The organism is Streptomyces sp. NPDC050388 (genome assembly GCF_040655635.1).
Classification (GTDB): Bacteria; Actinomycetota; Actinomycetes; order Streptomycetales; family Streptomycetaceae; genus Streptomyces.
Genome location: NZ_JBFAKH010000005.1, coordinates 32,797 through 54,286, shown reverse-complemented (window position 1 = coordinate 54,286; position 21,490 = coordinate 32,797). Strand labels below are relative to the sequence as shown.

Genomic DNA, 21,490 nt, shown 5'->3' with positions numbered 1-21,490 from the left:
CCCCAATACCCCCAGTCGACCGCCTTGACCAGGGGCAGTCCGCGCTGCTGGAGCTCATGCGCCAGGGCGTCCTTGAAGGTGCATCCGGCCGCGTAGTTCGCCTGACCGGCGGCCCGTACGAAGCTTTCCACCGAGGAGAAGAAGAGGACGAAGTCCAACGGCTCGGCGCCGAACACGTCGGCGATGTTGACGCCGACGTCGACCTTCGAGCGGAGCGCCGCACGGAAAACGTCCTCGTCCATGTGCGTCAGCGTCCTGTCGGCCAGCACGATCGCCGAGTGCACCACACCGTCGATGCGCGGGTGGTGTTCCTTGATCTGCCGGTACGCGGACAGCAGGCTCTCGCGATCGCTCGCGTCCGCCGAGATGTAGCGGGGAGGCTGCGCGCCGACGGCCCTGGCGCGTTCGGCGAGTCCGGCGAGCTTGCGTTCGACCGCTTCGTCCAGCGGCCGGCGGCCGATCCACACGATCGACGCCTGGTACCGCTCCACCATGGAGCGGCTCCACAGCTCACCGATACCGCCCGCGCCGCCCACGACGACGTGGACGCCGTGCCGGCGGTACGGGCCGGCGGCCGGTTCTGGATCGGCGACGGGGAGCAGTTCCTGCGAGAACCAACGCCCGCCGCGCAGGGCCAGCGTGGTGCCGGGTCGTACGCCGGTCAGCCGCCGTTCGCCGCCGAGCAGGGTGTCGACCGGTTCGCCCGAGAGGTCGTGGGGCAGGTCGACGAGGTCGATCGTCCAACGGGTGTGTTCCCTGGCCAGGCTGCCCATCAGCCCGTGGACACCGGCGTGCGTCGCCGCGACCCTGTCCCGCTCGCGGACGAGCTGGGTACCGAAGGTGTACGCCGTCCAGGTCATCTCCCGGGTGCCGTGCCCCAGTGACAGCAGCGCCTTGATGATCCGGAAGACTTCGATCACGCCGCGTTCCTGGCCACCGATCATGTCGTCGGGGTCCTCGGCCGGGGCGACCCAGACGACCTGCGCGATGCGGCCGCCGGCTCCGGAGCGTGCGGGAGGTGCGGGCTGGGCGAGCTCCTCGGATGCTTCGCGTATCAGGCGGGCTATCTCCTGGATCGAGGCGCCCGGCGGAAGGTCGATCGCCCGGTGACGGGGGTGGAGGGCCCGAAGCCCCGCGCTCAGCCGCCGGCCGGAGTCGAAGACGAGCACCTCGCCGTCCGTGACCTGCGGGGACGCTGCGCCAGGATGCCTCGGTTCCCACACGGGCAGCAGGGTGCGCAGCCGCGACGCGCGGGCGGGGCGGTCCTCGGGCGCTTCGAGCTGACGGTAGGCGAGTCCGCGCAGCGTGGCGCAGACGCGGCCCCGCTCGTCGACGAGGTCGATGTCGAGCACCCGGCCCGCGTCTGCGGCTCGCTGTCCCGGTGCAGGGCGCACCCACGCGTACATCGTCCGGCCGAAGGGGGCGTGGACGTCGAGGCGGTCGAGCGCGAACGGGACGGGAGTCGCCCCCTGGGAAGGCTCCTTCCGCCCGTCGACGGCGCTGTCCGGGTCGGCCGTGTCGAACGCGGGGTCCAGGCCGAGCGAGGCGTGGATCGCCGCGTCCATGAAACTCGGGTGGAGGGTGTAGTCGGCCAGTGAGCCGTCCATGTCCCGGGGCAGCGTCAGCTCGGCGAGCACCTCGCGGTGCCCGTCGGACTCTCCCCGGTACAGGGTCCGTACGAGGCGGAAGCCCGGTCCGTACTCGACGCCCGCGCGCGCGATGTGCGCGTAGCACTCCGCCCCGGACAGCGACCGCAGCCGAAGGCCCGCGCGCAGCCGGTCCAGTTCGACGTCCGGCGGGGCCGCGACGGGCTCGGTCACCGCCCGGCCCTGGACGTGCGAGCGGCCGCCGTCGCTCAGGAGCTCGAACCGCAGCGGTCCGACGCCCGTGGAACCGTCCGCCTCCTCTCGCGTACGGCGTCGTTCCGGGGCGAGGGTGAACTCGATGTCGCGGCCGTCGTCACCGACGACCACCGGCCGCACCCAGGTGACGTTCTTGAGGACGGTGCTCCCGCCCTCGCGGTCCGCGCCGGTCAGGGCACGCCGGACGGCGGTGTACGCCATTTCCAGGCCGGCCACGGCGGGCAGCAGCCGCCGACCGCCGACGACGTGGTCGGCCAGCAGGTACTCGTCGCCGGTGAGGCGGGAGCGGTAGCGCTGTCCGTCCAGTCCCGACACGTTCTCGTGCAGCAGCGGGTGCAGTCGCGCGAGCGGCTCCCCGCCCATAGTGGCCCGCCGCTGCGTCGGCGTCCCGGGAAGCTCGCGCCGGGCACGCCGTGCCGGTACGGGCCAGGGGTGGGTCACGGGTCCGAAGGCGTACCCCGGCAGGCTGATGCGCCGGACCGCACGCGGACGGGGCAGGAGACTCCAGTCGGGGTCGGCGCCGTTGGCCCACGCCTTGGCGACCTTCTTGATCTTGCCTTCGGCCAGTCGGCGCGCGAGCTTCGCGTCCCGGGTCGTCGCGTCCTGCCGCTCGGCCGCCCGGGCTCCGCTCCCCGGCCTCCGTCCCGTGAAGCGCCGCGGCGATCCGTCGCCGGAGGGGTCCTGGACGAACGCTTCCAGCTCTGCCGCCAGTCGGCGCGGGTCGCGCACGACGAACGCCACCCGGCAGGCCATCGGCACCCGGCCCACCTGGAGCGTGTAAGCCAGGTCGTCCAGGCGCAGGGCGGCGGCCCGAGGGCCGCGCAGGTACCGCAGCAGCTCGGCGGCTCCGCGCACGAGGTCGTCGGGCGTGCGGGCCGAGAGCGGCACCAGCTGGGGCGCGGCGTCGTCGCCGGAGTCCGCAGTCGCCCTCTTGTCCGTGTGTGCGCCCCTGTGCATGTGTCCGGTCGTATCCGTGCTCGTGGTCGTGTGCGCGGTCGGACGCGCCGTGGTGTTCGGGTCGCCGTCGCGCACGTACTCCTCGAAGACGGCGTGCGCGTTGGACCCGCCGAGCCCGATGGAGCTCTGAGCGGCGCGGCGCGGGGTGCCGCCGGCCGGCCAGCCACTCAGCCGGTCCACGACCCGGAACGGTGAGGTTTCCAGCCGCAGCTGCGGGTTCGGCCGGTTGTAGTGCAGCGTCGGCGGGATCTGCCCGTGGTAGAGGCTGAGGAGGACCTTCACACTGCCCGCGAGCCCGGCGGCCGTGTCGAGGTGGCCGATGTTCGACTTCACCGAGCCGATGCCGCAGTAGCCGATGTCGTCCGTGTGATCGCGGTACGCCTCGGTCAGCGCCGCCAGCTCGACGGGGTCGCCCAGCTTCGTACCGGTGCCGTGCGCCTCGACGTAGCCGATGGAACGAGCGTCGATGCCGGTGCGTTCCAGAACCATCCGGATCAGCCGGCTCTGCCCGTTGACGCTGGGGCTGTAGAAGCCGGTGGCGTCTCCGCCGTCGTTGTTGGTCGCGATACCGCGCAGCAGGCCGTAGATGTGGTCGCCATCGGCGACGGCGTCGGACGCGCGGCGGATCAGCAGGGCCACGGCCCCCTCGCCGCCGACCATGCCGTCGGCGTCGGCGTCGAACGCCTTGACATGGCCGTCGCTGGAGAGGTTGAGGCCCGGCTGGTGGATGTAGCCGAGGCCGTCGACGCTGTTCGCGGAGGCGGCCGCCACGAGCGCGAAGCCCGACTCCCCCGTGAGCACCGCGCGGGCCGCCAGGGAGAGCGCGGTCAACGAGGAGGAGCAGTTGGAGTGCACGGACATGCTCGGTCCGCCGAAGCCGAGCTGGTACGAGATCATCGAGGCGACCGTGCCGCTCTGGCTCATGACCCAGGCCAGGTACTGGCGGGGGTCCTCGAGCACGGCGGCCGGATTCTCGACGGTGTCGTCCGGTGCGCCGTAGAAGTGGTTGCCGGTGGAGACGTAGACGGCGGTGTCGGGGATGTCGCGGTGGTCGTAGCCCGCGTCCTCGACGGCCTTCCAGGCGTGCAGCAGGAGCTGACGGAACTGCGGGTCCATCAGTTCCACGTGGTTCGGGGAGAGCCGGAAGAACTCGCCGTCGAAGTCCTCCTTGCCGTCGAGGGAGGAGCGCAGCGGTACATAGGCCGGGTCGCGCAGCACGTGCTCGGGCACACCGGCCTCGCGCAGCTCCTCGTCCGTCCAGCGGCGCACGGACTCCTCGCCCCGCTTGAGGTTCTCCCAGAACTCCCAGTGATCGCGGACGCCCGGGAAGCGGCAGGCGATGCCGACGATCGCCACCGCGTCCTCGGGCAGGGACCCGCCATCGGTCCCGGCCTCCGGCTCGGACACGGGCTCCGGCTCCGGCTCCGGGACGCGTACGGCAGTCGGGGCGGGGGCCGCGGGCGGGACAGGGGCGACGGCACGCACATGCGCCGCGATGCTGCGCACGGTGGCGTACTTGAACAGATCGGCGGCCACGAACGGCACCCCGAGCCGCCGGGTGATCCGGTCGGCGAGGACGACGGCCGACAGGGAGTTGCCGCCCGCCTCGAAGAAGGAGGCGGTGGGGGCGAGGTCCCGTATCTTGAGGACGTCCTGCCAGATGGCGAGGACCTCGTCCTCCGCATCGGCCCCGGCGGCCTCCGGTGCCCGGGAACCGGCGTGCATCGCGGGAGCCACGGGCGCGGGCGGGGCCAGCGACACCTCCCGCGCCATCAGGTCGTTGCGGTCCACCTTGCCGCTGACCGTCAGCGGGACGGCGTCGATCGCCACGAAGAAGTCGGGAACCATGTACGCCGGCAGCAGCTCGCGCAGGTGCTCCTTGAACACCCCGGAGGGGTCGCCCGCGGCCCCTGCGCGGCGGGGGACGTAGTACGCGACGAGCTGTTTGGCACCGTCCGCGCCACGCGCCACGACCACGCACTGGGCAACCTCCTGATGCCTGCCCAGGTGGTACTCGATGTCACCCAGTTCGATCCGGTATCCGCGGATCTTCACCTGGAAGTCCATCCGGCCGAGGTAGTCGATCTCGCCGTCCTCGGTCCAGCGAGCCAGGTCTCCGGTGCGGTAGAGCTTGCCGCCGGGCACGAGGTCGTGGTCGATGAACTTTTCCGCGGTGAGGTCGGGACGGTTCACGTAGCCCCGGGCCAGTCCGGTACCGGTGACGCACAGTTCACCGGCCTCCCCGGCCGCCACCGGCCGCAGCCGCTCGTCGAGGATGTGCACCCGGCTGTCGGCGATCGGCCTGCCGATGGTGGTGGGGGCGTCGAAGCGAATGCGTCCGCCCGTGGCGTAGACGGTGGTCTCCGTCGGCCCGTACAGGTTCCACGCCTCGCTGCCGGTGTCGCGGAAGTACTCCTTCAGCGTCCTGGGCAGTGCCTCGCCGCCGCAGAGGATCCGTACGCCCTCGTGGTTGCGCCAGCCGGAGTGGAAGAGCATGCTCCAGGTCGCCGGCGTGGCCTGCATGACGGTGGGCCGCACCCTTGCGACGCGTTCCTTGAGGAGCTCGACATCCTTGATCGCCGGGCTGTCGCAGACGTAGCAGCGGGCGCCGCTGACCAACGGCAGGAACAGCTCGACCTGTGCCATGTCGAAGCTGATGGTGGTGACGGCGAAGAAGGTGTCCGCCGCGCTCATGCCGGGCTCCCGCCGCATCGAGCGCAGCAGAGCGCCGAAGCCCCGGTGGGCGATCATCACGCCCTTGGGGCGGCCCGTGCTCCCGGAGGTGTAGATGACGTACGCGAGGTCGTCCCCGGTCACCTCGACCCGCACCGGCCCGGCGGCCGCTATGCGCTCCCTCTCTTCGTCGAGCACCAGCAGCGAGGCCGGCGGCGCCGCGTCGGCGCCACCGGCGCGCGGACGGCCGTCGAGCAGGCTCCGGGCGCGGTCCTCATGGCGTGCCTGGGTGACGATCAGGGCGGTGCCGCTGTCCGCCACGATGTCGGTCAGCCGGGCGACGGGCAGCTCCGGGTCGAGGGGCACGAAGGCCGCACCCGCCTTGAGGATCCCGAGCAGCGCGACGACCGTCTCGGCCGACCGGTCCAGCAGGACGGCCACCAGGTCGTTCCGCCGCACGCCCCGTTCCACGAGGTACGCGGCGAGAGCGTCGCTGCGGCGGCTCAGCGCCTCATAGGTCAGCACCTCCTCCTGGCTGGCGACCGCGACCGCGTCGGGGGTCCGGCGCGCCGCCTCCTCGAAGAGCTCGTGCACGCAGGCTTCGTCGGTCCCGGCCGTGTCCGCGAACCGCTCGCACAGCTCGGCCAGCGGCGTTCCCGGCTCGTCGCACACCGCCGTCAGGACGCGTACGAAACGCTCCGCGAGCCTCTCGATGAAGGGGCGGCTGTAGAGCTCCGGCTGGTATTTCCAGTACAGGGTGAAGGCGTCACCGCTGCCCCAGACCTCCAGTGAGAGCTCGTACTCGCCCTCTTGGTGGAGCTCGTCGACGAGTTCGTACGGCCGGTCGGGCCCGGAGATGCCGTCGAGGACGTCCTGGAAGACGAACGCCGTCTGGAACACCGGGGAACGCCCGGGGGGCGTGTGCGTCGGCAGTTCCCGGACCAGCGCGGAGAAGGGGTGGCTGTGCAGCATGTCGTCGGCGACGTCGCGCTGCACGGCGGAGACGGTCTCGCCGAACGTGGCACCGTCCGGGAGCGCGACGCGGACCGGCACCATGTTGATCATCAGGCCCATGGTCCCGGCGAGCTCCTCGCCGCCGCGCTCGTTCACCGGCATTCCGATGACCAGCTCGCGCCGGGCGGCAGCATTCCCGGCGGCCCCGGCCGCCCCTGAGCTGTCGGAGTGGCCGGAGTACGAGGCCAGGGTCGCCGCGTAGGCGGTGAGCATCGCCGTCGAGACGAAGGCACGCCGGCCGGCGGCCACTTCCCTGATGCGCGCGACGAGTGTTGCGGGCACCCGGTCGGCATAGGTGTCCCCGGCGAAGCGGTCCGTCAGTGCCGTGTGGGGTCTGTCGGTCGGCAGGTCCAGCACGGGCAGCGGCTCGGCGAGCCGGTCGCGCCAGTACGGGAGGAGATCCCCGCCGCGCTCGGCCAAGGTCCGCCGTTCCTCGGCCACGAAGTCGTGGAAGCCCGCGCCGGTCCCGCCGTCGAGGTCTGCGGGCGCCACCGGTCCGGCTCCGCCCCGCAGCGCCTCGTACGCTTCGAACAGTGCGGTCGTCAACAGCCTCGCCGAGCTGCCGTCGAAGATGACGTGGTGGACGGTGATCAGCACGATCGACTCGTCCGCCGGGCGGTCGAAGACACGGACCCGGAACAGGCCCTTCCCGTCCGCGGACGGGCCGTCCATGACGAACGGCCGCTTGCTCTCGCGCCGGACGGCCGCCAGCGCCTCGCCCTCGTCGGTGACACCGGTCAGATCGACGCAGGCGAAGTCGGGCTCGCGACCGGGGTCGATCGACTGGCAGGGCGTGTCCCCCTGCCGATGGATCACCGTGCTGAGCACCGGATGGCGTGCCACCAGCACCCGGCAGGCCTCCTGGAAGGCCGGTACGTCCAGGTCGACGACGCGGAAGCACAGCGGCACGTTGTACGCGGCCATGTCCGGGTACGCCCGCTGGAGCGCCCACAGACCGTGCTGCCCCTCGGAGAGCCCGTAGGTGCGCACCCCGGAACCGGACGGGGCGGGCCGCCCCTGCGACGGCTGCTGCCGCAGCGCGCGCAGCAGGTCCCCGACCTCACTGCCGCTGACCCTGCCCGCCCGGTAGTCCGCGATGAGGGCGTTGAGCTCGTGCTTCACTTCTCGCTTCTTCCTGTGTCGAGGAGCGCGATGGCGTCGTCCAGGTGCAGGGCGCCGGTCTGCAGGCGCTCAAGCACCGCCAGGACCTCCGGCTGCGGGCCTTCCGCCCGCTCGGGCTGGTGGGGGCGCGGCTGTTCCTCGGTCCCCGTGGCCACCAGGCGCGACAGTTCCGCACGACGCCGCACGGCCAGGTGCGCTGCCAGCTCGGCGACCGTTCCGTGTTCGAACAGCGTGCTGGGCAGGAACCCCGGGTCGACCGTGGCGACCAGGTCCCTGGTCAGGCCGACAGCCCCCAACGAGGTCAGCCCCAGGTCGATCAGACCGGTGTGGATGCCGATCTCCCGGGCCGGCCGTCCCAGCCGGGCGGCGACCAGCTGCCGCAGGAAGCCCCGCGCCTTCTCCTCGGGTGTGGACTCGGAGCGTGCCCTGTCCATGGACCGTGCGGGCAGTTCCTCACCCTCGGGTACGAACCGCCAGTGGACGCCGCCGCCTTCCGGCGCGGGCGCGACGGGCTCCGCGATCCGCGCGCTGTTCGCCGGCACTTCGACCGCGAGCGACCCGCTGCCGCTCACCGGCTCGGTGGTCACGGCGGGCGGCCGCTCGGACGAGAGCCCCTCACCGCGGCGGAGGGCGACCCAGTGCCGCTGCCTGGCGAAGGGATAGGTGGGCAGATGCAGACGCCGGGGCGGCGCCGTGTCGTGCAGTGCGCTCCAGTCGACCGGGTAGCCCTCGATCCAGAGTTCGGCGATCTTGTCCCACTTGCCCTGGGACGACCAGCGGCCGACCAGTTCCGCGCGCAGGTCGTCCTCGTCCAGGAGCCGTGCGTCCCGGGGCTGCTCGCTGCCCCGGCCCCGCCACACGTTCCCGGCACCGGTGTCGGCGCCCCGGGCGATGGCGTCGAGGGCGCTCCTCAGCTCGTCGAGCCCGTGCGCGAGGACCACGGCGCGTTCCGCCAGAGCGACCCGACCGGTCCGGAGGGTGTGGGCCAGCGCCACGAGGTCCGCCGCCGCCCCTTCCTCCGTCTCCAGGAAGCCCGCCAGCCTGGCGGCGTAGGCACGCAGCCGTTCGCCGTCCGTCGCCGACAGCGGTACGAGCACGGGCGTCGGCCGGCCTTCGTACACGTCGCGCGCCGTCGCTCCGGCCGCCGAGGGCGCCTCCTCGAGGACGATGTGGGCGTTGGCACCGGTGGCGCCGAAGGCGCTCACCCCGGCTCGCCGCGGCATACCGGGGCCGCCCGCCGGCCACTCCTCCAGTTCCGTCTGCAGGCGGAACGGCGAGTCGTCGAGGCCGAGGTACGGGTTGGTCCGCTCCGCCCGCACCAACGGGGTCAGCGTCCGGTGGTGGAGCTGGAGCACCGCCTTGGTCAGCCCGCTGATCCCGGCTGCGGCTTCGGCGTGCCCGATGGCGGACTTGACGGACCCCAGCGAGCAGAAGCGTTTGGCGTCCGTGTACTTCTCGAACGCCCGCCGCAGGGCCTGGATCTCGATCAGGTCACCGATCTCCGTGCCCGTGCCGTGGGCTTCGAGGCAGCCGAGGGACCCCGGATCGACGCCCGCGCGGTCCAGGCAGTCCTCGATGAGGGCGGCCTGGGCGGCGACGGAGGGCACACGGATGCCAGGCGTGCGGCCCGAGTGGTTGACCGCACTGCCCTTGATGACGGCGTAGACCGCGTCACCGTCCGCCAGCGCCAGCGCCAGCGGTTTGAGGAGCACCGCCCCGACGCCTTCGGCGGAGACGTAGCCGTCTCCTCCGGCGCTGAACGAGCGGGCCGGTGCCTGGCTCGCGAGCAGTTCCAGCGCGCCGTAGGTCCGGTACTTGCCCGGGTGAAGCGAAAGGTTGACACCGCCCGCGAGGGCGGCCCGGCATTCGCCGCGCCGCAGGCTCTCGACCGCCAGGTGCACGGCGCTGAGCGAGGAGGCGCACACGGTGTCGACGGCCATCGAGGGACCGCTGAAGTCGCAGAAGTGCGAGACCCGGTTGGCGATGGACGCGGCGTTCAGTGACAGCGGAGCGGGCCCCTGCCCGCTGCGGCCGTCCGGTCGCGCCGCCTCGTGCTGAACCAGCACGTAGTCCTTGTGCATGACCCCGGCGAAGACGCCGACCGCCCGGCGCGGTTCGTCACCGCCGGAGGCGGTGAGGCCGGCGGGTGTGTACCCGGCGTCCTCGATGGCCTCCCAGCAGACCTCCAGGAACAGCCGTTCCTGGGGGTCGAGGAGGGCCGCCTCGTCCGCCGGGATCCCGAAGAACTCGGCGTCGAAGCAGTCGACGTCGTCGAGGAAGCCGCCCCAGGCGGACATCTTCCGTCCGGACGGGGTGCGCTCCCCGTCGAAGGTGTCGCGCGGCCACCGGCTCTCGGGTACCTCGGTGACGCAGTCCCGTCCGGCCTTGAGGTTCTCCCAGAACTCGGCGACGTTCGCCGCCTTCGGGTACCGGCCCGCGATGCCCACGATCGCGATGTCGCCCTCACCGGACTCGCGCGCCGGGCCGACGGGCGGCTCCCCGCCGCCCGCGGCCGGCGCGACGGGCGCGGCCGGCACCGGGGACGGCTCGGACGGCGTCGACACGACCGGCTCCGTCGGCCGGGCAGGACTCGTCGGACGCGGACGGTGGTGGCGTGCGAGATGCGCGGCCAGTTCGGCCGCTGTCGGGTGCTCGAACAGCAGCGTCGGGGACAGCCTCGCCCCGAGCCGCTCCCCGATCTCCCCCGCCGTCCGCAGGAGGGTGGCGGAGTCCAGGCCGAGGGCGTAGTAACTCGTGTGCATGTCCACCTGGTCCGCCAGGACGCCGAGCCGGGTGGCGAGGACCGAGGTCACCACAGCGCCGACCCCGCCGGGCGGGAGCGGAGTCGCGTCCCGGTCGGCGGAGCCGGCCCGGTCCGAGGCCGCGACGATTCCGGAGGCGGATTCGGTCCGGGTTCTGGCTCGGGGAGCGGAACCGGTCCCCGTCCCGTCGTCACGGCGCGCGGGATCGATGTGTCCGGCGTCGCGCACCATCTTCGTGGTGAGGTCCGCCAGTTCGCCGATCCTGTGCCCCGCGGTGTCGAAGAACTCCATGGTGAAGGTGAGCAGTTCCTCCCGCCGCTCGACCGAGTCGCGTCGCACCCGCGTGTAGCAGGCGCGGCCCAGCGGGGCCCCGGCCCGGAACGAGGCGTAGTGGAGCGGCAGGAACAGGCGCCGCTCGCCGTCCGCCGGGCCACTGCCCGTGGTCACCTCGCCCAGGGCCACCGCGCAGGCCGCCACCGCGCTGCCGTCGATCAAAGCGGGGTGGAACAACCGCTCGCTCCGGTCACGGTCCGCGGCCCGCTCGTCGACGGCGACCCGCAGCCAGATGTCGTCGGGGCCGGTGTGCGCGGCGCCGACCGCCTTCATCAAGCCGGAATGGACGAGCTCCTGGGCGCGGAAGTCCCCGTAGATCTCCTCGAGGTCGCGCGCCCGCCCGTCGGCGTCGCGCAGCACGGCCCGCACCTCGTCCGGAACGTTCGCCCCGAAGCCGGTGGCCTCGCCCGCGTCCCGGTGCATCTCGGCCGTGACGTACGGCGTCGCGACCGGGCCGGGCCCGGGGCCGGAGCCCTGCGCCACGGCATCGGTCACCGTGATGCGCCAGGTGTCCGGGGTCTCGGCGCGCGCCTCGACGCGGATCTCCACAGAACCGTCGGCGTCCACAGCCAGCGGCCGGTAGATGGTCACGTCCCGGAGGGAGAGCTCGCGGTATGCAAGCCCTGTCGTCGTCTCCGCGAAACAGCCGTACAGCAGGTCGATCCACGCCAGGCCGGGCAGCAGTCGCCGCCCGTAGACCCGGTGGCCGTCCAGGACGGCGTCCCGGGCGTCGATGCGCCGTGTCCACACCATCGGCGGGGCGGCGCCGACGCGTTCACCGGTGCGTACGTCGGTCCGGTTGAGCTCAGGGAGCTCCACCGGGCGGCGGCGCGCCGGAAGACGGGGCACACGGTGCCCCACGACGACGTGACCGTTGGTGCCGCCGTCGGCGAAGCTGCTCAGTGCCGCGTACGGCAGGTCCGCCGCAGCGGCGTGCCTCGGGAAGTCGAGGCGGGCGGGGTCGGGCGTGTAGTGCTCCATGGGCTGGGAGCCGGACAGGAACGGCACCATGCGCTGGTGGTGCACCATGAGCGCCACCTTGATGAAGGCGGCGATGCCTTCGGCGCAGAGCGGGTGCCCGATGTTGGGCTTCATCGAGCCGAGACGCAGAGGTCCGGTCCGGTCCTCTCCGTAGACCGCCTCGATGGCCTTGAGTTCGAGGAGGTCGGTCATCTCGGAACCGGAGCCGTTGACGTCCAGGTAGGCGACCTGGTCCGGTCGGCAGTCGGCCTGACGGAGCGCCTCCCGCATGACCTCCTTCTGGGCCGCCAGGTTGGGGGTCGCCGGTCCGGCGGTCCGGCCGTCGTTGTTGATGGCCAAGCCTTCGACCACGGCGTACACCGTGTCGCCGTCCCGCTCGGCCTGGGCCAGCGGTTTGAGTACGACGACACCCGCACCCTCGCCCAGGACGACGCCGTCGGCCCTGCGGTCGAAGATGTGGAACTCCCCGTCCTCCCGGAGCAGTCCACGACGGCGGAACAGCTCGTGGGCAGAGGGGTCGGCCAGCAGGCTGACGCCCGCGACCAGGGCCAGGTCGATCGAGCCCGCCGCCAGCGCGTCGGTGGCGACCTTCATCGCCACCAGCGAGGACGAGCAGGCCGTGTCCATGACCATGGCGGGGCCGTGCCAGTTGAAGAACTGGGAGACGTTGGCGGCCAGGTAGTTCTGCCCGACGGCCATGATCGGATTGCGCGCCTCGCCGACGAGGGCGTCGTCGGTCCGGCTGTGGCTGCGGGCGCCGACGTACACACCCGTACGGGTACCGTCCAGCTCCCCGAGCCGGTACCCGGCATGGTGGACGGCCTTGAGGCTCTCCTCCAGCAGCACCAAGGCCTGGGGGTCCATGGCGCGGACGTCCTCGGCGTGCAGCAGGAAGTAGCCGGGATCGAAGCCGAACACGTCGTCGATCAGTCCGGCGTGGAAGCCGGTGGGGTGTCCCCAGCGGCTCGTGGGGACCTCGCGGACGGCGGAACGGCCCTGGGAGAGCAGGTCCCAGTAGGCGTCGACATCGGGCGCGCCAGGCAGCCGGCAGGCCATGCCGATGACGGCGACGGCCGTGCCGCGCCCCCTCTCGCCCCCGCCCTCGGCGACCGGCACGGCCGCGCGGGGAGCGGCTGCGGCCGGGGCAGGTGCTTCGGCCCGGGGAGCTGCTGCGGCCGGGGCAGGCGAGGCGGCCGGTGACCGGCCTTCCGGGGTGTCGGGCCGCTTCTCCTCCACGCCCCCCGCCGCCTCCTCGTCCACGCGAGCGCGCTGCGGCTCGTCACCGAACCGCGCGGCGATCTCCGCCGGGTACGTGTTCAGCAGCCATGTCGCGAGTTCGCTCAGGGTCGGGTACTCCAGGAGCGTCGACGGGTCGAGCCGGACGTCGAGACGCTGCCGGATCTGTTGCAGGACCTGCGCCAGGAGAATGGAGTCGGCGCCGTAGTCCGCGTACGAGGTCTCGGCGTCCAGCTGGCCCGGCTTGAGCTTGAGCTGGCCTTCGAACGTATCGCTGAGGAAGCCGGTGAGCCGCTGCACGGCAGACCCGCCGCCGGCGGGCGAAGGGGCGGCCACGGACGCGGACACCGGTGCCGTCGCCGCGGCGGCGGCAGGAGCCCGGGGCGCGGGGATGGCGGGCGCCTGCGACCGGGCGCCGGGCACCGCCGGCCGCCCGGCCAGCAGCGCACCCGGGTCGAAGAGCCCGGTGTCGACCCGGACCGGCATGACGACCGGACCCCGCCGCGCGACCAGGATCTCGTCCAGGAACGCCAGGCCCTCGGCGTTCGTGATGCTCAGGAGCCCCGTGTCGGTGTACGCCTGGTTCGTCACCTCACCGAAGCCGGCCTCCTGCCAGCTCGGCCACTGGACGCTGGTGATCGGCAGGTCGGCGGCGTACGCCTGCGCGAAGTAGTCCATGAAGGCGTTGCCCATCGCGTAATCGCTCTGGCCCACGCCCAGCGTGGGGACGACCCCGGAGACCGACGAGAAGAGGACGGCGAACCTCAGCGACCGCGCGTCGAGGGCGGCCAACAGGTTACGGGTGCCCTCGATCTTCGGGGAGACGACGCGGGCGATGTCCGGGACGGGCTTGCGCACGAACGCGGGGTTGCGGGTGTCGATCAGCCCGGCGGCGTGGATGACACCGGTGACACGCCCCAGCGTCGCCTCGATCGTCGCGATGCCCGCGGCCACCTCGGCGGCGCGGTCCAGCGGCAGCGTGAGGACGCGCACCTCGACGCCACGCGCCTCCAGCGCCAGGACGGCGTCGATCTTCCCGCGCACCGAAGGCGGGCAGGCGTCGGCATCGGCCCACCGAGCACGCGGGGGAAGGGCCTCACGGCCCGTCAGGACCAGTCGGCGCACGCCGTAGTGCTCGACCAGATGCTGTGCGCACAGCAGGCCCAGGCCGCGCGTTCCGCCCGTCACGAGGAGGACCTCGTCCTCGGCGAAGTACGGCCGGGCGGTTCGCGCCGTCACCGGCGCACTTTCGGCGAGCACCGGGGTGTGACGTACTCCCGCGCGGTAGCAGACCTCGGCCTCGCCGCTCTCGTCGCAGAGTTCACGATGGATGACCGCCGCGAGTTCGGCGTCCTCGCGCACGGCGGGATCCAGGTCGGCGTGGCACGAGGTGAGGCCGCGGTACTCGCTCTGGAGCAACCGGTAGAGCGCGGCACGCGCGGCACCGGCCAGGTTCACCCGCTCACCGTCGGGCCCGGGCACCGGCGCCGGTGCGTGTGCCCGGGCGGGTGCGGACACGTCCAGTGTCTCCAGGCCCTGGGTCACGTACAGCAGGCGGATGTCCCGGGACGCCTTGGCGTCGAGGACACTCTGCAGCAGCGCCAGCGCCCGGCCGGACGGCTGGTGATCGCTGATCCCATGGGCCGTGTCCGGCCCGGGGGTTCCGTCCCCGCCGGTGGTCGCCGCCATGCCGGTGAGGTCGATCCAGGCCGAACAACTGCCGATGCGCTGCGCGAGCGCGGTCTCGGCGCCCGGGACGGCCTCCAGCAGCGTCGCGTCGTCGAACAGTCCCGCGAGGACTTCGGCGAGCCGCCGGGTGGACCGGTCGTGCAGGACGACGACGGCGGTGTGCCGGGTCCGTGCGGTACCGATCGGGGTCGGCCGCCACTGCTTGGTCAGGAACAGGGCCGCGCGGGTACGGGGTTCGAGCCCCGCCGGGGAACCGGCGTCGGTATCGGTCGCGGGCCGGACGTCGTTCGCGGAACCGGCCCGGGTCCTGGGCCCTGCCTCGATCACCTGCGCCGTCTCCGGTATCCAGTGCCGTTCACGGGCGAACGGGTAGGTCGGCGCACTGATCATGCGGGGGGCGGGGGTCGTACGGGTGTGCAGTCGCTGCCAGTCGGGCGTTGCGCCGCGTACCCACAGTTCGAGGAGTTCGGCCGACTTGCCGCGCTCCGCCAGCTTGTCGAGGGTCTCCGCGAGCTCTTCGGCGGGGAGGAGCGAGAGGGCCTGCCTGTCCCGTCTGGCGTTGCCCCGGTACAGGCCCTCGACCGAGTCCTCGCCCGTCAGGTACCGCTCCAGCTTCCCGGCGAGCGCCGCGAACGAGTCGGCGGTCACACCGAGCCGCTCGTCCATCGCCTCGCGCCCCACCTGCAGGGTGTAGGCCAGGTCCGCCGGGGTGGTCCTCGGGGAACCGACCGCTTCCGCCTCGCGAGCGAAGCGCAGCAGTCCACCCGCGTACACGCGCAGCCGCTCCTCGTTCTTGGCGGAGAGCGGGAAGAGCAGCGGTGTCCGCTCCGATGTCGATGGTGCGGGACGCAGATCCACGTGTTCGGCCACCACCAGGTGCGCGTTCGAGCCGCCGGCGCCGAACGAGGAGACCCCCGCGATCCTCGGGTGGGTGCGGCCGTCGACGACCGGCCGCACCCAGTCGCGCAGTTCCTGGTTGACGACGAACGGGGTACGGGTGAAGTCGATGTGGGGGTTCAGCGTCGCGGAGTGCAGCGACGGTGCGATCTGGCCGTGCTGGAGCTGGAGCAGCACCTTGGTGAGCCCGGCGATCCCGGCGGCGCTCTCGCAGTGTCCGATGTTGGACTTCGCGGAACCGAGATAGCAGTACTGACTGTCGCCGGTGGCGGCGGTGGCGGTGGCGGTGGCGGTCCTGAACGCCTGGCTCAGTCCGGTGATCTCGACGGGGTCGCCGAGCTTGGTCCCGGTGCCGTGCGCCTCGACGTAGCTGATGGTCCTCGGGTCGACCCCGGCCTCCCGAAGCGCACCGTGGATCGCGGCCTGCTGCGCACGTGGGTTGGGCACCGTGTAGCCGTTGGTGCGGCCACCGTGCGACACGCCGCTGCCCTTGATGACACCGTAGATGTGGTCGCCGTCGCGTTCGGCGTCGTGCAGCGGCTTCAGCAGCACGACACCGACCCCCTCGCCGGGGACGTAGCCGTCCCCGCCGATGCCGAAACTCTCGCAGTGCCCCTTGCTGGAGATGAACTGCCCGGCGCTCAGGGCCAGGTACTTGTTCGGGTGGACGGTCACGTTCACCCCGCCCGCGAAGGCCAGCTTGGTGCGGCCCTGGCGGAGGTCCCGGCAGGCCAGCTCCACCGCGGTGAGTGAGCTGGAGCACATGGTGTCCACGGTCATGCTGGGGCCGTGCAGGTTCATCACGAAGGAGACGCGGTTCGCGACACTGGCGTAGCTGCTGCCGATCGCGTTCGGGTTGCCGCGGACGGCGTCCCCACCGGGGAACAGCAGTTGGTACTGCCCCCACATCACTCCGGCATACACGCCGACCTGGCCCTCGCCGGCCTCACCGCCGGTGCGCCGCAGCCGCTCCCGGGTGTAGCCGGCGTCCTCCATCGCCGTCCAGGCGTGCTCCAGGAACAACCGCTCCTGGGGGTCGAGGTAGTCCGCCTCGTGCGGCGATATGTTGAAGAACAGCGGGTCGAAACGGTCGACCTCGGCGATGAACCCGCCCCACCTGCTGTAGTGGCGGCCGGACCGGGTGCGGTCCTCGGAGTAGTACGCACGCCAGTCCCAGCGGTCCTCCGGGATCTCGACGACACAGTCACGTCCGTCCCGCAGGTTCTGCCAGTACTCCCGCAGGTCGCGTGCTTCGGGATAGCGGCCGGAGAGACCGATGATCGCGATGTCCAGCGCTGCGGACTGCTGCGTCCCGGCGCCGCGGGCGACCTCCCGAACGGCGCCGGCGGGGGACGAGAGGGCAGGTGGCACGGCCGGCTCGGCGGGGGACGCGGAGGCGAGCGCGAGGTCCGCCGTGGCGGCGGACGGAACGGCCGGTTCCCCGGTGCGGGCGAACAGCGCGGCCAGGGTGGCCCGATGGCCGGCCACGAAGTGGGCTCCCAGCTCGGCGAGAGTGTGGTACTCGAAGAGAAGCGTCTTGGACAGTGGGCCGAACGTCGTCTCCAGGCCGGCCGTCAGCTCGGTCGCCAGAATCGAGTCCATGCCGTACGAACCGAGCGGCTCGTCCTCGTCCAGCTCGGCGAGCGGCAGCTGGGTGAAGCGCGACAGTTCTTCCTTGAGGAAGCGCACCGTCCGCGCCTGGAGCGCACGGTCGTCCTCGGCAGTACTCACACCGTCGGCCTCACGTGCGCCGGCGGCACCGTCCGCGCCCCCCGCGCCGAAGACGGCCGGCACACCGGCGGCAACCGCCGTGGTGGGCGGGCGAGCGGCAGGCTCGCCCGATCGGCCGCGTTCCTCGTCCCCGTTCAGAAGGGCTTGGAGGCGCGCCTCCTCCCCCGCCCCTACGACCACATGGGTCTCACCGCTGTTCAGCGCACGGTGGAAGGCCGCGACACCGGCATCGGTCGTCATGGGCAGCAGCCCGCTGCGCACCCGCAGTGCCCGGCGGGTGGACTCGTCGGCCCCCATCCCTCCGCTGTGCCACAGCGGCCACCCGATGGCCACGGTACGACCGCTGCGCCGGCCCGCGTCGACCAGTGCCCCACGCTGCCGCGCGAACTCGTCGAGGAAGGCGTTGGCCACGGCGTAGTCGCTCTGCCCGACGTTGCCGGTCGCGCCCATGATGGACGAGAACAGTGCGAAGAAGTCCAAGTCGGCGTCCTTGGTCGCCTCGTCGAGATTCCGGCAGCCGTCAAGCTTCGGCACCAGGACACGGCGGAACTCCGCTACCGGCTTCTTCGCCAGGAAGTTGTCGTGGATCACGCCTGCGGCATGGATCACGCCGTGCAGCGCACCGTGGCGTCGCACCAGTTCGGCGACGAGCCTCGCGGTGCCCGGCCCGTCGGCCGCGTCCAGGACGTGGTACTCCGCCTCGGCGCCCTCGGCACGCAGTGCGGCCAGCACGGCGTCCTTCTCGGGGCTCAGCGGGGACCGGCCGGTCAGGCAGATCACGGCGCCCTTCGCCCGCCGGGCGATCTCCCCGGCGAAGACCGGCCCCAGGCCGCCCGTGCCACCGGTGATGAGGTACACGCCGCCGGCTCGCCACCGCACCGGCCGGGACGTCACCGGGGCCTCGTCATCGGCGGCTCCGGAAGCCCCGGCCTCAGGGAGGGGCTCCCAGCCGAGGACGGTGCGGACACCGTCGGCATGGCTGATCCGGTGATCCTCGGACGAGCGGGCGTTCTCCTCCAGCTTCTCGACCAGATACGGGGCTGGGGAACCGGCGGGTACCGCGATGACCTGCCCGACCAGGACGGGGTTCTCCAGTCGCGCCGTCTTCAGCAGGCCGGACAACGCCTGGTGCGTCGCTCCCTCGCCCTGCGAGGGCGTCAGCACCTGAAGGAGCACGGAGCCCGTGGGCCTGCCGAGCAGGAGGCCCTTGACCGTGCGGAGCAGCTCGACCGCCCATTCCTCGACCGTGGCCCGGACGGGGGCGGCGGACCCGTTCTCCTCGGGCGGTTCCACGAAGGACAGGTGCGGTGCCAGGGCGCGCAGTTCACCCAGCCGGTCCTCGAAACCGCACGCGAGGACCAGCCGCGCGGTGTGCCCGGGGTGTACGTCCGGCGTCGCCGTGGGCGCGACGACGGCCTGTTCGCGCCATACGGGCCGGAACAGCGTCACTTCTCCTGTGACGGCCGCCTCGGCCGGTTCCGTGTTCTTCCGCATGGAGTAGCCCCGCAGTGTCGCGAAGATCCTTCCCTGTTCGTCGCAGAGGTCGAGGTCCCGCCGCTGCACCTGGCTCGATGCGCCCGGAACCTCGCGTATCCAGACGTATGCGGACACCGGCGTGGTTGCGAACACGTCGAGACGGTCCAGGGCGAAGGGGAGGGGCGCGCTCCAGGGCCCTGCTGCGGCGTGGAGCTCCGGTGCGAACGCCGCCTGCAGCGCGCCGTCGAGCAGGCTGGGGTGCAGTACGTAGTCCTCCAGGGTGGGGACGGCGTCCTCGGGCAGAGTGAGGGAGGCCAGCAGTTCCCCTTCTCCCAGGTGGACCGACCGTACGGCGCGGTGGGTGTCGCCGTAGTCGAGCCCTGCGGCGCGCAATGCCTTGTAGTACTCGTCGGCTCCGAAGGCCGCCGCGCGCATGCGGGACTTCAGTTCCTCGATCGGGAGCGGGGCCGGCGGGATGACGCCCCGTCGTGACCCCACGCCCCGCGAGTGCACCACGTGCGCCCCCTCGGAGGGAGGGGTGGTACGGATCTCGTACGACACCCGACCTGCCCCGTCTGCCTCGGTCCCCGAGCCGTCCACGGCGGTACCCGCGCCGCCCGTCAGGACGGTGTGCACCGTCCGCTCCTCGTCCCGCACCACGATGGGGCGGGACCACACCACGTTCTCCAGGCACAGCGCGGAGGCCCCGCCCGCCGTCGCCGGCAGCGTACGGTCGACGGCCTCGCGTGCCATCTCCAGGTACGCGACGGCCGGCAGCACCGGCTCGCCGCCCACACGGTGGTCGCGCAGGAAGGGGGCCCGCGCGGTGAACGTCGAACCGAAGACGGCCACGTCCGTGCCGCCCGCCGCGGCTTCGCGCTGCACCAACGGGTGACGCCGCTCCCGCTTCTTCGTTTCCCCGGCCCCGGCGCGGTCGAGCCAGTAACGCTTCTTCGCGAAGGCGTGGGTGGGCAGCGGAACGCGCCGAGGGCGCTCGACGCCCTGGTGGAGTGCTTCCCAGTCGACCTTCGCGCCCCGCACCCATGCAGCCAGCAGCTCGCCGGGCGAGCGGTCCGAGCCCTCGGAGCCCTCTGGATCCTCCGGGTCCGCAGAGCCAATGCCCGGGGTCGCCTCTCCGTTCCTCTTCACGCGTCCCCGAAAAACGGCGGGCGGGGACGTGTCACCCGATACGACGGCCTCCAGGAGGCGTTCGAGCGAAGCGACATCCGTCGGCAGCAGACCGAGACGCTCACTCAGGGCCTCACGGCCCACCTGCGTCGTGTACGCGAGGTCCCTGAGGTCGGCGTCGGTCGGCCGTTCACGCCGCAGATGGGCGAGCAGCAGCTCCGCCTGGCGTACGAGCTGCGGCTCGGTCTCCGCCGAGAGCACGACCACGGACGGGATTCGTCCGGCCGAGGCCGGTTCACCGTGCCCGGCTGCCTCCTCACGGGTGAGGGCGGGCGCCTGAGCGACGATCACATGGGCGTTGCTGCCGCCCGAGCCGAAGCTGCTGACGCCGGCGAGGCGGGCGGGGCGGCCGTCAAGGTCCCAGTCGGCGAGCCGTTGGGCGACGGAGAACGGCGTGCCCTCCAGGGTGATCTTCGGATTGAGCCGCGAGAAATGAAGCGAGGCGGGAAGCTTCTGGTGCCGCATGGACAGCACGATCTTCATCAGTCCGGTGATGCCGGCGGCGGCTTCCAGGTGCCCCAGGTTCGTCTTCACCGATCCGAGGGCACATGGCGCCTCGCTCCCCTCGAAGGCCCGGGCGAGCCCCTGGACCTCGATGGGATCGCCGAGCGCCGTGCCGGTGCCGTGCGCTTCGACGTAGCTGATGTCGGAGGCGGCCACGCCCGCGTCGGCGAGCGCCGCCCGGACCAGGCTCGCCTGCATGGACGCACTGGGTACGGTCAGGCCGCCCGCCTGGCCACCGTGGTTGGTGGCGCTGCCCTTGATGACGGCATGCACGTGGTCGCCGTCGTCGAGCGCCGCCGCCAGCGGCTTCAGCAGCAGGACGGCGCCGCCCTCCGAGCGCACATAGCCGTTCGCCGACTCGTCGAAGGTCTTGCACAGGCCGTCGGGCGACAGCATGCCCGCCTGGTGGTAGGCGATGCTGTTCGCCGGGTGGCACAGGAGGTTGACGCCCCCGACCAGGGCCGTGGTGCACTCCCCCGCGCGCAGGGCGCGCACCGCCGTGTGCACGGCCACCAGGGAGCTGGAGCACGCGGTGTCCAGCTGGACGCTCGGGCCGCGCAGGTCGTAGAAGTACGAGACGCGGTTGGCGATGATCGCCATGGAGGTCGCCAGTCCGCTGTGCGCCCGTACGGGGAGCCGGTCCGTGTCCATGGTCCGCTGGTAGTCCGACCCGCTGGCACCGACGAAGACGCCCATCGGTGTGCCGGCGATCACGCCCGCCGGATATCCGGCGTCCTCCAGGCACGCCCAGGCGAGTTCCAGCATCCAGCGCTGCTGCGGGTCCATGCGCTGCGCTTCATAGGGCGTGATGCGGAAGAGGGGCGCCTCGAAGGTTCCCGCCTCGGCGACGAATCCACCGCGGTCGATCCCGGGGTGGGTGTCGGGGCCGATGCCTTCGGGCCACTGCCAGCGTCCGTCAGGCAGCGTCCCGACCGCGCAGCGCTCTCCTTCGAGGAGCTGCCACAGGCCGACGGGGTCCTCGATGCCACCGGGCAGTCGGCAGGCCATGCCGATGATCGCGATGTCGCGGTCGTCGTGCTGTCCCACGACCGCGGGGCGAGCCAC

Annotated in this window: 2 protein-coding genes (1 of these 2 cut by a window edge); both read right to left on the bottom strand. The window is 72.3% G+C overall.

Going from position 1 to position 21,490, the window contains the following annotated elements; all coding sequences use genetic code 11:
• On the bottom strand, positions 1-7,628 hold the 5' portion of the coding sequence (locus AB0I73_RS04355) for an amino acid adenylation domain-containing protein (RefSeq protein ID WP_363033625.1). It extends 15,424 nt beyond the left edge of the window; the window shows 7,628 of its 23,052 coding nt (coding positions 1-7,628); the start codon lies at positions 7,626-7,628; its stop codon lies off the left edge, out of view.
• Positions 7,625-21,490: an SDR family NAD(P)-dependent oxidoreductase gene (locus tag AB0I73_RS04350; protein ID WP_363033754.1), complete on the bottom strand. Its 13,866-nt coding sequence runs from the start codon at positions 21,488-21,490 to the stop codon at positions 7,625-7,627. Before AB0I73_RS04350 ends, AB0I73_RS04355 begins: the two co-directional genes overlap by 4 nt.